Raw genomic sequence first — 12,915 nt, forward strand, 5'->3', positions numbered from 1 at the left:
AGCGAAACGTCAAGTGCGAGTAGCTCAGTCCTGGCTGACGGACATCCTGCAGCGGACCACCCCCGGGTGGTCGGTGACGGCCGAGGAGCTCGACGCGGGGTTCGTCCGGGTCGGTCTCGAGGTCGAAGAGGTCGACCATCTGGCGCCCATCGGCGGTGACATCGACAAGCCGCTGGTGGTCGGCCGGGTCGCCGAGATCACCGAGCTGACCGAGTTCAAGAAGCCGATCCGCTTCTGCAAGGTCGACGTCGGCAACGCCGAGCTGCAGGAGATCGTCTGCGGCGCACGGAACTTCGCCGTCGGCGACCTGGTCGTGGTGGTGCTGCCCGGCGGCGAGCTGCCCGGCGGATTCAAGATCTCGTCGCGGAAGACCTACGGCCACACCAGCAATGGCATGATCTGCTCGGTCGCCGAACTCGGCATCGGCAAGGACCACAGCGGCATCCTGGTACTCGAGCCCGGCACCGCCGAGCCCGGCGCGGACGCCAACGAGCTGCTGGGCCTGGGCGACACCATCATCGAGCTGGCCATCACCCCCGACCGCGGCTACGCGTTCTCCGCGCGCGGTCTGGCGCGTGAGCTGGCCTGCGGCTTCGACCTGGAGTACGGCGATCCGGCCGTGCGGCTGCTGCCGGACTCCGAGGTCGAGGCGTGGCCGGTGAAGATCGAACCCGCGTCGGGCTGCACGCGTTTCGCGGTGCGCCGCGTCACCGGCATCGACCCGAAGGCCGTGAGCCCGTGGTGGCTGCAGCGCCGCCTGCTGCTGTCGGGCGTGCGCCCGATCTCCCCGGCCGTGGACGTCACCAACTACGTGATGCTCGAACTCGGTCAGCCGCTGCACGCCTTCGACGCCGCCAAGGTGCGCGGCGGATTCGTGGTGCGCCGCGCCAACACCGGCGAGACCCTGCGCACCCTCGACGAGGCCGAGCGCACCCTCGACGCCGAGGACGTGGTGATCACCGACGAGTCCGGGGTCATCTCGCTGGCCGGCATCATGGGCGGCGCGAGCACCGAGGTGTCGGACACCTCCACCGACATCCTGCTCGAGGCCGCCACCTGGAACCCGGTGGCCGTGGCGCGCACCGCGCGCCGCCACAAGCTGGGCTCCGAGGCCAGCCGCCGTTTCGAGCGGATCGTGGACCCCGAGGTCAATATCGCCGCCCTCGATCGCGCCGCCACCCTGCTGGCCGAGATCGCCGGTGGCACCGTCGAATCCGTGCTGACCGACGTGCGCGTGCCCACCCCGGCCGCGGCCCCGATCACCATGGACATCGATCTGGCCGACCGCACCGCGGGCGTGCACTACGCGCCCGGCGCGGCCACCCGTCGCCTGCAGCAGGTCGGCTGCGCCATCGAGGTCGGCGTCAGCGAGGCCGGTCACCCGCAGCTGATCGTGACCCCGCCGTCCTGGCGTCCCGACCTCACCCAGCCCGCCGACCTGGTGGAGGAGGTGCTGCGCCTGGAGGGGCTGGACCAGATCCCGTCGGTGCTGCCCACCGCCCCGGCCGGGCGCGGCCTCACCGCCGCTCAGCTGCGTCGCCGCGCCGTGAGCAAGGCGCTGGCGTTCGAGGGCTGCGTCGAGGTGCCCGCCCCGGTCTTCATGCAGGCCGGTGTCTTCGACACCTGGGGTCTGGACGCCGACGACCCGCGCCGCAACACGCTGCGGGTGCTGAACCCGCTCGACGTCGAGCGCGCGGAATTGTCGACCACGCTGCTGCCCGGTCTGCTGGAGATCGCGGCCCGCAATATCTCCCGCGGCCAGCGCGATCTCGCGATCTACGCGATCGGCCAGGTCACTCTGCCGACCGAGCGGACCGCGCCCGTCGGGCTGCTGCCCGTGGATCGCCGCCCGACCGACGACGAGATCCAGGTCCTGCTCGACTCGCTGCCCGAGCAGCCGACCCGCGTCGGCGCGGTCCTCACCGGCCGGCGCGAGCCGCGCGGACCGTGGGGCCCGGGCCGCCCGGTCGAGGCGTCGGACGCTTTCGCCCTGGTCGACGCGATCGCCCAGGCCGCCGGTCTGACCATCGAACGCCGTGCGGCGCAGTTCCTTCCGTGGCACCCGGGCCGTTGCGCCGAGCTGCTGGTGGACGGCGTCGTCGTCGGCCACGCGGGCGAACTGCACCCCGCCGTGCTGGAGCGCTCCGGTCTGCCGCCGCGCACCTGCGCCTTCCAGCTCGACCTCGACGCCCTGCCGCTGCGCGAGATCCGGCCCGCCCCGGTGGTTTCCGCGTTCCCCGCGGTGCTGCAGGACGTCTCGGTCAGCGTCGACAAGGCCGTCCCCGCCGTGACGGTGGAGAACGCGCTGCGCACCGGCGCCGGCGAACTGCTCGAGGACATCTCCCTGTTCGACGTGTACGAGGGCGCGCAGGCGGGTGAGGGCCGCAAATCCCTGACCTACGCCCTGCGCTTCCGGGCCACCGACCGCACCCTCACCGAGGACGAGGCCAGCGCCGCCCGCGACGCGGCCGTCGCCCGCGCCTCGGACACTGTGGGCGCGGTCCTGCGCGGCTGATCCCAGGCCACCGCGAAGGGCCCCGATCCTGATGGATCGGGGCCCTTTGGGTATGAATGAACCATGTGGCATCCGGCGACGCCCGTCCTCAACGCCCTCAGCTATCAACCGGGCGAGCGCGGCATCATGGAGACTCCCGAAACGTATGGGTTCGCCTATGCGGACCTGTACTTGCGTACCTCCGACGGGGAGACCGTCAACGCGTGGTTCGTGCCGGCGGTGGGGGAACCGGTGGGGCACATCCTGTTCGCGCACGGCAATGGTGGGAACATCGGGGACCGATCACCGATGCTGGGCATGCTGGCGTCGGCCGGATTCGATGTGATGACGTTCGATTACCGGGGGTACGGGCGCAGTACCGGGCGGCCGGGCGAGAGCGGGACGTATCAGGATGTGCGGGCCGCGCGGGAGGCGTTGCTGGCGCAGCCCGGGGTGGATGCCGAGCGGGTCGTGTATCTCGGCAAGTCGCTCGGCGGGGGAGTGATGCTGGAGTTGGCGAACGCTGTGCCGCCCGCGGCATTGCTGCTCATGTCGACGTTCACGAGCATGCGGGACGCGGCGACGGCGGTGTATCCGTTCCTGCCGAAGATCTTCGTGCCCAACGCTTATCCGAGTCTGCGGCGGATTCGGCGGTTGAGCTGCCCGGTCCTGATCATGCACGGGGACGCGGATGAGCTGTTGCCCGTGCGGATGGGGCGGGAGTTGTTCGCGGCGGCGCCGGAGCCCAAGGAGCTGGTGATCTATCCGGGCGGGCTGCACAACAACCTGATCGGATTCCCCGGCTGGGCCGAGCGGGTCGCGTCCTGGGCGGCGGGCGTACTACCGCCCAAGCGGCTCATTTCCGGCTGATATTGGCGAGGAACTCGGCATTGCCGCCGGTCTTGCGCAGGCCGTCGAGGAGCAGCTCGAGGGCGCGCTGATCGTCCAGATCGGCGAGGGTGCGGCGCAGGGTGGCGATGGCCTGGCGTTCGGCCGGGTCGAGCAGCAGATCGTCGCGGCGCGTGCTGGACTTGGCGATGTCCACCGCCGGGAAGACATGGCGGCCGGCCAGGGCGCGGTCCAGTTTGAGCTCGGCATTGCCGGTGCCCTTGTACTCCTCGAAGATGACGGTGTCGGCGAGCGAACCGGTTTCGACGAGCGCGCTGGCCACGATGGTCAGCGAACCGCCGTGCTCGATATTGCGGGCCGCGCCCAGGAACCGCTTGGGCGGCAGCAGCGCGGTGGAATCCACACCGCCGGAGAGGATTCGGCCCGAGGCCGGTCCGGAGGTGTTGTAGGCGCGGGCCAGCCGGGTGAGCGAGTCGAGCAGCACGACGACGTCGCGGCCCTCCTCGACCAGGCGCTGCGCCCGTTCGATGGCCAGTTCGGCCAGGGCGGTCTGCTCGGCGGGGGAGTGGTCGAAGGTGGCGGCGACCACCTCGGCGGGGACGCCGCGGGACAGGTCGGTGACCTCCTCGGGGCGCTCGCCGACCAGCACCAGCATCAGGTGGGCCTCGGGGTGATTGACGGCGATGCCGTGCGCGATCGACTGCAGCACAGAGGTTTTGCCCGCCTTGGGCGGTGCGACGATCAGCGCGCGCTGGCCCTTGCCGATCGGCATGATCAGGTCGGTGACGCGGGTGGTGAGCTGGTTCGGCCGGGTTTCCAGGCGCAGCCGCTCGTTCGGGTGGATGGGGGTCAGTTCCCGGAAGTGCGGTCGCGCGGCCGCCTCGGCGGCCGGTCGGCCGTTGACGGTGTCGACGCGCACGAGCGGAGCTTGCTTGCCGCCCTTGGGATTCGGTTGCGCGAGTCCGGCGACCAGGTCGCCGGGGCGCAGTCCGTGCGTGCGGATCAGGCGGGCCGGGACGTGGACGTCGTGCGGGCCGGGCAGGTAGCCGTCGCGGCGCAGGACGCCGGTCTGACCGTGCATATCCAGGATTCCTGTTGCGGGAGTGAGTGTTTCTATGTGGTCGAGGGCCGGGGTCGGATCGGTGGATACGACCGGGGGCCGGATTTCGGTGGTTGTTATGGTGTTTCTCCTTGCTGTGGCCGGATACGGCCGAGGGGCGGTGGGAGACCGCGGATGAATGCCGAGGGATCACCGCATGGGGCGGGATCTGCTCGGTGAGGAAGGAAATCGCGGTGGGAGGGACTCTGCGTCGACCTGCGTCCACGGGATCGCGACGCCACCACGGTACGTCACCCCGCGCTGCGCGGTCAATGCGTAGCCTGGAACCCATGAGCGATGCCCAGGAACTCGCGGCGTTGTTGGCGCAGCTGCCGGACGCCGAACTCGCGGCCGTGGTCGCCGCCGCCACCGAGGGCCGGGCCGGTCTGGCCGCCCTGCACGCGGTGGCGCGGTCCCTGACCGATACTCTCGGTCATGCGCCGGATGTCATCGATGTGACTCCTGACACCCTGCCGGTGGAAAGCTATTCACAGTCTGAGACGGTCGGGGGATCCGGGCAGGTCGGAGCGGGTCCGGTGGCGACCGGGATACCGGTACCGCCTGCGGGTATCCACACCGGGCCCGCGGTGGGCGGCTATACCTCCGCCGGCGTCCCTACTTTCGAGTCAGTTCGCGATAAGGTCGAGCAGCGCTACGGGACTTCGCAGGGGATGGGCGAGCTCGATCGGCAGACACCAGTGGGCCGTAGCGTAGAGGAACAGTGGGATGCGCGCGCCAAGGCCGCGCGGGAACGCCTGGATCAAATTCGAAAATCGATGCACGGCAACGATTCCGAGTAGGTCCGGCGTTCCGTCTAAGATTGGGTGGAACTTTGACCGAGCCTCGTGAAATCGCCGAGAAGCTGCTGGATCTGCAGGTCGACTTCATTGTCGCCGAGGTCAGCGGCGACCGCTTCGCGGAAGTGATCGCCCGCGACGTGAAAGACGTGATCGGCGTCGCCGACACCATCATCTTCCGCGACGTGGTCGAGATCGATCAGGCCAAGCAGACCGTCGCCAATGTCATCGACCTCATCGGCGGCAGCCCGGTGCTGGGCGAGATGGTCGGCACGCTGGCCGACACGCTCTACGAGGACATCGCCGGGAACACCGAGTACACCCTCGGTGACGTGGTCGACCGCGAACCGGTCGAACAGCTGCTGGAGAAGCTCTTCGGCATGCACCAGGCCCAGGAGCGGATCCTGGAACGCCTCACCGAGAGCCCCCTGATCGCGACCGTGGCCGCCAAGTTCGTGGACAAGCTGGTCGACGATCTCATGGAGACCAACAAGCAGATGGCCTCGAAGATTCCCGGGGTCGGCTCGCTGGTGTCGATGGGCACCAATGCCGCCAAGACCGCGCGCAAGGCGGCGGAGAAGGCCGGTGGCACCTTCATCGGCGAAATGGCCGGGAAGGGAGCGCAATTCGCGCTCAAGCGGACCAATAACGCCATCCGCGAGATGCTGCGCGACGCGCCCGTGCACGACGCCGCCATGGAGTTCTGGGACCTGCACGCCGGGGAACCGGTCAGCGGCCTGCGCGAGTACCTGTCGCAGCAGGACCTGAAGGATCTGGCGCTGATCATCCACCGGATCGCGGTGACCACCCGCAACAAGGAATACGTCGGCGTGCTGGTGGACCAGGGCGTCGAGGTGTTCTTCGAGAAGTATGGCGACCACACCCTGGCCGCCATGCTGCCCGAGCTGGGCCTGTCCGAGGCGGTCATCGCCGAGGAGATCCTGCGCTACGGCCCGGCCGTGGTGGAGGCCGCCAAGCGGAACGGCGTGCTGGCCAAGCTGATCCGCGAGCGGCTGGAGCCGTTCTTCCTGTCCGAGCCGGTGCTGGCGGTGCTCGCCGGGAACTGACGGCCGGTACCTGCCACAGGGCCGCGCGCGGAATCCGCGTGCGGCCCTGTGTCGTTCCCGCGGGGGCGGTGTTCGCCAGTCCCTGGAGGGTGGTGCTCGTCATTCCCTGGGGGGCTGTGTGCGTCATTCCCTGGAGGGCTGTGTGCGTCATTCCCTGGAGGGAATCGCGCACCTCATCGATTCCTCGCAGACTCATGGTCATGACGAACAGCAACGAGACCGCCATCGACATCAATGACCTCACCGATCGCTACATCGCGCAGTGGAACGAGCCCGACCCGCAGGTGCGCCGCAAGCTCATCGCCGACCTGTGGGCCGAGGACGGCGCGCAGATCCTCGTCGATCCGCCCGAGGACCTGCGCAACGCGGCCGCCGAGCTGAACTTCCCGATCCCGGCCCTCGAGGTCCGCGGCCACCACGCCATGGAACGTCGCGTGGAGCGCGCCTACGACATGTTCATCGGCACCGGCCACCGTTTCGTGCGGCGCGGGGAGGCGACGGCGCTGCTGAACCATGTCGTCGCCGTCACCTGGTCCATGGTGACCGAGGACGGCGCCGTGGTCGGCGGCGGCCTGGACGTGCTGGCGCTCGACGAGCACGGCCGCATCCGCACCGACCACCAGCACATCGCGGTCGCCTGACGGCGTGGATGAAAACCGTTGTGCGACCGGCGATATCGCCCGGCGGTGGACCCCTCATCGGGTCCACCGGCGCGACCCGGGCCTGTCTTTCGGCACGCCTCACGGACTACGGCGACCCGAGGTGCCCGCGTTCGTGGCGTCCCCTGGCAGACACCCGATATCGCCGTCCGGGAGCGGTTCTGGTCGACCGAGGTCGCGCCCGCCGATACCGAGCGCCGTCCCATCCGGGTGCGCTCACCCGAGACCGGCGAATGGGTGAGCATGCACGTCCAGCTCTTCGAATTCGAACTGCCGCAGCGGCCGTGGTGGATCTACTCGCTGGTGCCGGTCGGCTGAGCCGGGCCCAGGGCGAAATGCTGGCGGTAGCGTTCGGGCGTGGTGGCCAGGCGGCGGGTGAACACCCGGTGCAATGTCTCCCCGTGGCGGTAGCCGACCTGCCGGGCGATCGCGGCGATCGTCAGTTCGGTGGACTCCAGGAGTCGGCGGGCCGCCTCCACCCGCAGGTCCTCCACGAATGCCGCGGGCGTGCAGCCGGTTTCGGCGCGGAAGGCGCGGGCGAAATGACGTTCGCTCATACCCGCGCGGGCGGCGAGTTCGCTCACCGTGAGCTCGTCGCCGAGGTGGTCGGGCAGCCACTGCTGTACGGCCTGGATGGCGGGCGTGCGGGCGGGCTGACTGCGCAACTGGGCGCTGAATTGGGCCTGACCGCCCGGACGGCGGGTGAACACCACGTACACCCGCGCGATCATGGCGGCCGTCTCGCGACCGTGGTCGTCCTCGACCAGGGCCAGCGCCAGATCGACGCCCGCGGACATGCCCGCGGAGGTCCAGCGATTGCGGTCGCGGACGTAGATGCGGTCCGGTTCGACGGTGACCCGCGGATAGCGTTGGGCGAGTAGAGCGGTCGAACCCCAGTGAGTGGTGGCCCGGTAGCCGTCGAGCAGACCCGCGGCGGCCAGCAGCAGCGCGCCCGCGCACACCGACGTCACCCGGCGAGCCTTACGGGCGAGGGTGGGGAGAGCGGGGACCACCGCCGCCGCCCCGGGACCGTGGACATCGCCGCCCACCACGATGAGGGTGTCGAAGTCGTCCCCGGCGGCGATGTCCTCGAGCGAATGCGCGACCGAGAGGGTCAGTCCGCCATCGGCTTCGATGGGCAGTCCGCCCGGCGACGCCGTCAGCAGCCGATACGGCAGTGCGGGGGAGTCGTCGCCGGAGGCGTCCCCGGTCTTGCCGAGAGTGCCGGCCGGACCATGCAATTCCGGTGGCAGCCGATCCGGCGGCGTCTCGACGATGGTGTTGAGGAGCGCGAACACATCGAGCGGTCCCGCCAGTTCGGAGATCTGCATGCCTTGGAAGACGACGAAGACGATGGTGCGAGGCGCGGGCACCTCCCGATCATCGCAGTCGGCGCGCGCGGCTGTCATGGTCAGTTGCTGACCGATCCGGCCGGATCGCGGGTGGTGTGGCGGTCCAGGAACGGGATCATCAGCGCGGCCACCCGGTCGGGGAACTGGGCGTGCGGATAGTGGCCGCCTCGATCGACCAGGACGAACTGGCCGAACCCGGTCGGCAGGGCCGCCACGATCGCGCGGGCCTCGTCCTCGGGGTGGGGGAAGTCCGGATCGTCCACGCCCATGATCACCAGTGCGGGACAGCGGACCTCGGGCAGCCGGGCCTCGGCGTCGGCGGGGGTGGTCTTGCCGGTCTTCATGAATTCCGCCCAGCGGCCGGGGCGTTCCAAGAGGGTCCGCAGTTCGGCGAGGTAGTCGTCGTGATCGGCGGGCGCGGTCGGGTAGGCCACGCCGTCGAGGTACCGGAACCACAGCCGGGACGACTTCAACAGCTGGGTGCCGACCAGCTCGAGCAAGCCGCGGCGGTGACGGCGATCCGACCACAGCGCCCCGAAGTCCACACTCTGGGTGAGCGTGAAAGGGTTGATCTCGACGATCGCCGATACCAGCTCCGGCGCCTCGGCCGCCGCGATGGTGGCCGAACCACCCGACAGCGAATGCCCGACGATCACCGCCGGACCCCCGAAATGCCGGATGACTCCGAGCAGGTCGAGGGCCACGTCGGTGCGGCTGATGGCGGCCTTGCCGGTCACCGACGGCCAGTCCACGCTGGACTCGCCGTGCCCGCGCATATCGACGTTGACCACGCGGTACCCGGCGGCGGCCAGCGGGGCGACCAGATGACGGAAATCCCGCCGCCAGGTCCCCATCCCGTGCGACAGCACCACCAACGGGCCGTCACCGGTCACGTCACACGCGATCCGCCCGTGCTCGAGCTCTACATACTCGGTCATTTCCCGGTCCTTCCCAGCGATTTCGCTCCGATGCCGCGATGGGCGGCATGCAGGAATTGAACGCCGGAAGCGGGGTTTGGCCGACGGCTCGGGCAGGGCGGATCAGTGGTGTGGCCGATCCGGTCAGTCGCTGACCGCCCCGACCCGCACCTCGGTCTTCGCCGTTTCGGCGGCGCCGAACCAGGTGGTGAGCGCGTCCCGCAGCGCCGGCTCCGCCGTGTCCGCGGGTTCGTCGACCGTTGCGGCCCAGGCGATGTGGGCGTCCGGGCGGATCAGCAGGGCGTCGCCGGGACGGTCGTCGGTGGCGGCGACCCGGAGGTCGACACGGCCGGCCCACTCCTCGGCGATGGCGCGAAGGTCCGGGCGGTCGGCCAGGACGAGCAGAACCGGGCGGGCCGTGCGCAGGAGTTCGGCGACGCGGGTGTCTCCCGCGTCGGTGCGCAGCGGCAGATCCGGGACGACGGTGCCGGTCACGAGGTGCTGGTTGGGGTTCGGCAGCGGGTAGCGCAGCTCGGTGCCCGCGATGAGAGCTCCGACCCGGCGCAGGGCGGGCTCGTCGGTGAGGAGTTCCTGGAACAGTTCCCGCAGCGCCAGCGCCGCCGGATCGTCACCGCGCCGCAAGGCCACCTGAGCCTGGGTCTGCATCATGATGCGGGTGCCGGCGAAGTACCGCTCCGCGTGATAGCTGTCCAGCAGTCCCTCCGGCGCCCGCCCGTGCAGGTCGGCGGCCAGTTTCCAGGCCAGGTTGATCGCGTCGAGCATGCCCGCGTTGAGGCCGACACCGGTCATGGGAAAGGCGTGCGCGGCATCACCGGCAATGAAAACCCTTCCGGCCCGGTACCGTTCGGCCTGGCGGGCCTGGAACTGGTAACGGGACAGGCGGATCGGGTCTCCCAGTGGAAGGTCGACGCCGAGGACGCGGCGGATGCTGTCCTGCAGTTCGGTGAGGGTCAGCGGCTCGTTGTCATCGGTGTCGTCGATGGTGTCCTCGGTGGTCTGGATCGCCATCGTGCCCGGGGCGAGCGACCCCATCGCGAACACGCCGTGCTCGGTGCGGGTGAAACCGGCCGTGACGGTGCCGAACCCGGGGACGTCGAGGTCCCCGTTCTCCCGCTGCGTCACCGAATCCGGCACGCTCACCTGCCCCAGCCGGTTGACTTCCGGATAGGTGGAGCCCGGGAAGTCGACTCCCACCAGGTCGCGCACGCGGCTGCGCGAACCGTCGCAGGCCACCACATAGCGCGCGGTGAGCCGGTGGTCGCCGCCCGGGCCACGCACGTCCACGGTCACCGTGGCGTCGTCCTGTTCGAGGGCGGTCACCTCGTGACCCCGGCGCACTTCCGCGCCGAGCTCGGACGACCAATCATCCAGCAGCTGTTCGAGTTTCTGCTGCGGCAGGTGCATCGCCTGCAACGGCGAATCGACCAAGGGGCTGAAGTCCACGTGCAATCCGCCGAACGGAATCGCCGCCGTGGGACCGGCATCCACGCCGATCTCGCCGAGCCGCTCGGTCAGCCCCCGATAGTCCAGCAAGCGCAGGATCTGCCCACCCAGACCATTGGCCTTCGGAACGGTCCGCAGCTGCGGCTGCCGTTCCAGCACAATCGGCCGCACCCCGGCCAGCCGCAGTTCGGCGGCCAGCATCAGACCCGTCGGGCCCGCACCCACGATGATCACGTCGGCATCGGTACTACGCACTCGCATTACTCCGTTTCCGTGGGTTTTCGCTACGGCGAGCGATTCTGCGGCATCACAGGGGTCTTGTGGCAAGCCCCGGGGTGCGATATACGTTGAAGAGGGAAGTGGTTCGACCCACCCCCCCACTCCGTCCGTCCGCCATCGCCGGGCGGTTTTTTCGTTTACCGGCCCAGGTGGTGTCGCAGGAACGCGGCCGCGAAATCGGGCTGCGTCTTGGACATCTGGTTGTGCCGACCGGGTGTGGCCAGCAGCGTCTTGTCCTCCGAGGCGAAGGCCTCGAACAAGTCGAAACTGGGTCGGCGATCGATTTCCGCGTCGTTCCAGGCGACTTGGAACGTGAGCGGGACGGTGATCTTGCGGGCGATGTCGAACAGCGCGTCGAAGACGCGCTGTTCGACAGTCGCGGCCTGGATCCGGGGTTCGACCGCGGTGAGCCACATCCCGATGACGGTGCCCAAGGTGATGCCGCCATAACCGATCGGCGCGTCCGGGCCGATCTCCGGCAGTGCCTGGAGTGCGTCCAGGGTGGCCTGCCACTCCGGCGCGGCCCGCTCCGCCAGCGACGTGTTGTAGTCGGCGATAATCGAATCCATCGGTTCGCCGGCCGCCCGCGCCACGTGCAGCGCCTCGGCCCACCGCTGATCCTCCGCGTTGCGCGGCCGGTCGCCATGCCCGGGAGCATCGATAGCGGCGACCCGGTAGCCGCTCTCCGTCGCGAAATGGCGCGCCATGGTCACCAGGTTCGGCGCCTTCTTGTGCATGCCGCCGCTGTGACCCAACAGGATCAGCGGCGCGCCCTCGGAATGGGATTCGGGGGACCACAGCACACCGGTGATCTCGCCCAACTGGAATTCACGTTCTACGACACCGCTCACCGATGTCCGCGCAATGAAATGCATGATGTTCTGCTCTCGGGAATGCCTTGCTACACAAGCGCTCCCGGCGACAGCTACTGCGTACGCCCGACCGCGACCACGATGGGGAGCATCCACATGAAATCAGCGTTCATGGGTCTCACCTCCTTGCGTGGTGTCACGGTCGTGAGAACCGTACCGACCGGCATGGGGAGTGGCAAGCAATTGGTTGGGAATGGGCTTCCGTGTCTCTGAAAATCCTTGTATCACAATGTAATTCGCCTATCTGAGTCACTCTATCGCGGTAGAATCAGGGCATGGATTCGAATGGGGTGACACTCGACGACTGCGGTATTGCTGAACTGGCGGCCGCGGTGGCGACTCTGACCGAATCCGTGCGGGGTGGGGAGATGGCAGGGTTCTCCGACGAGGATGTTGTGTCGTTGATGCGGCAGGTTGAAACCTGCAAGCGTCAACTCGCGGCGTTGGATACGTGTCTGATCATCGAAGCGGGAGAGCGTTCGCTGCACTCGCGTAGCGGGGCGGGGAAGATGGTGCCGTTCCTGCGCCACACTCTTGGGCTGTCGCGGTATGACGCGTCGGTGCGGGTGAAGATCACTCAGCAGTGTGGGGAGTTCGTGCAGCAGACCGGGCATGTCGCGCCGCCGGTGCTGCCGGTGACCGCCGAAGCGTTTGCCGCTGGGGAGATCTCGCGTGATCATGTGCGTCACATCCTGGACGTGATGAACCACCTGCCTCTCGATGTTCCTGTTGAGGCGCGGGTGGAGGCCGAGCAGATCCTGGTGGATTACTCGCGTAGTGGGTGGCCGGATGATCTGTTGAAGATCGGGCGTGACATCCTCGCGCGTCTGGACCCGGACGGGAAGGTCGTGTCGGACGCGGATCGTCGCCGCCGTCGCGGGATCACGTTGTGTCGTCCTGGTGTGGACGGGATGACGCGGATCGAGGGCTGGATCACTCCTGAGCTGCGTGCGTTGCTCGATGCTGCGTTTGCGAAGCTGGCGCGTCCGGGTATGTGCAATGTGGAAGATGCTGAAAGCCCGACCGCGCGTGATGGGTTCATCGAGAATTCGGTGCTCGATGCTGC

At 68.9% G+C, this 12,915-nt stretch carries 12 protein-coding genes; 7 read left to right on the plus strand and 5 right to left on the minus strand.

What is annotated here, in order from left to right; translation table 11 throughout:
- Positions 1–13 precede the first annotated feature (13 nt).
- Both pheT and ABZ412_RS28500 read left to right on the plus strand, forming a co-directional pair.
- Positions 14–2,515, plus strand: a complete 2,502-nt coding sequence (gene pheT, locus ABZ412_RS28495; RefSeq protein WP_357285970.1) for a phenylalanine--tRNA ligase subunit beta — start codon at positions 14–16, stop codon at positions 2,513–2,515.
- A gap of 63 nt (positions 2,516–2,578) precedes the next feature.
- Positions 2,579–3,364: an alpha/beta hydrolase gene (locus ABZ412_RS28500; RefSeq protein WP_357285973.1), complete on the plus strand. Its 786-nt coding sequence runs from the start codon at positions 2,579–2,581 to the stop codon at positions 3,362–3,364.
- Here ABZ412_RS28500 and rho read toward each other — a convergent pair.
- Positions 3,351–4,583, minus strand: coding sequence for a transcription termination factor Rho (rho, locus tag ABZ412_RS28505; protein WP_357286024.1), 1,233 nt, complete (start codon positions 4,581–4,583; stop codon positions 3,351–3,353). The two genes, ABZ412_RS28500 and rho, sit on opposite strands and share 14 nt — an antisense overlap.
- A gap of 149 nt (positions 4,584–4,732) precedes the next feature.
- Here rho and ABZ412_RS28510 point away from each other — a divergent pair, with 149 nt between their 5' ends.
- The 4 genes from ABZ412_RS28510 (at position 4,733) to ABZ412_RS28525 (ending at position 7,283) form a co-directional block, all read left to right on the plus strand.
- Entirely contained in the window at positions 4,733–5,242 is a 510-nt protein-coding gene (locus ABZ412_RS28510) for a hypothetical protein (protein ID WP_357285975.1), read from the plus strand.
- Between the two features lie 32 nt (positions 5,243–5,274).
- Positions 5,275–6,306 carry a hypothetical protein gene (locus ABZ412_RS28515; RefSeq protein ID WP_357285978.1) on the plus strand — a complete coding sequence of 344 codons (1,032 nt, stop codon included), beginning with the start codon at positions 5,275–5,277 and terminating at the stop codon, positions 6,304–6,306.
- 200 nt (positions 6,307–6,506) lie between these two features.
- Positions 6,507–6,947, plus strand: a complete 441-nt coding sequence (locus tag ABZ412_RS28520) for a hypothetical protein (RefSeq protein ID WP_357285981.1) — start codon at positions 6,507–6,509, stop codon at positions 6,945–6,947.
- A 45-nt stretch (positions 6,948–6,992) separates the two neighbouring features.
- A complete protein-coding gene (locus ABZ412_RS28525; protein ID WP_357285984.1) occupies positions 6,993–7,283 on the plus strand; it encodes a hypothetical protein in 291 nt (96 codons plus the stop codon).
- Here ABZ412_RS28525 and ABZ412_RS28530 read toward each other — a convergent pair.
- From ABZ412_RS28530 to ABZ412_RS28545, 4 genes are all read right to left on the minus strand, one after another.
- Positions 7,259–8,374 carry a helix-turn-helix domain-containing protein gene (locus tag ABZ412_RS28530; protein WP_357285987.1) on the minus strand — a complete coding sequence of 372 codons (1,116 nt, stop codon included), beginning with the start codon at positions 8,372–8,374 and terminating at the stop codon, positions 7,259–7,261. The two genes, ABZ412_RS28525 and ABZ412_RS28530, sit on opposite strands and share 25 nt — an antisense overlap.
- Before the next feature lie 2 nt (positions 8,375–8,376).
- Positions 8,377–9,255, minus strand: a complete 879-nt coding sequence (locus ABZ412_RS28535) for an alpha/beta hydrolase (RefSeq protein WP_357285989.1) — start codon at positions 9,253–9,255, stop codon at positions 8,377–8,379.
- Between the two features lie 123 nt (positions 9,256–9,378).
- Positions 9,379–10,953, minus strand: coding sequence for an FAD-dependent monooxygenase (locus ABZ412_RS28540; RefSeq protein WP_357285992.1), 1,575 nt, complete (start codon positions 10,951–10,953; stop codon positions 9,379–9,381).
- Between the two features lie 161 nt (positions 10,954–11,114).
- Positions 11,115–11,852, minus strand: coding sequence for an alpha/beta hydrolase (locus tag ABZ412_RS28545; RefSeq protein WP_357285995.1), 738 nt, complete (start codon positions 11,850–11,852; stop codon positions 11,115–11,117).
- Positions 11,853–12,124: 272 nt separating this feature from the next.
- On the opposite strand from ABZ412_RS28545, the gene ABZ412_RS28550 reads away from it, so the two are divergent.
- Positions 12,125–12,915: DUF222 domain-containing protein (locus ABZ412_RS28550; RefSeq protein WP_357285998.1), on the plus strand; the 791-nt coding region annotated here is incomplete at its 3' end.

The sequence above is a fragment of the Nocardia sp. NPDC005746 genome (genome assembly GCF_040630785.1).
Classification (GTDB): Bacteria; Actinomycetota; Actinomycetes; order Mycobacteriales; family Mycobacteriaceae; genus Nocardia.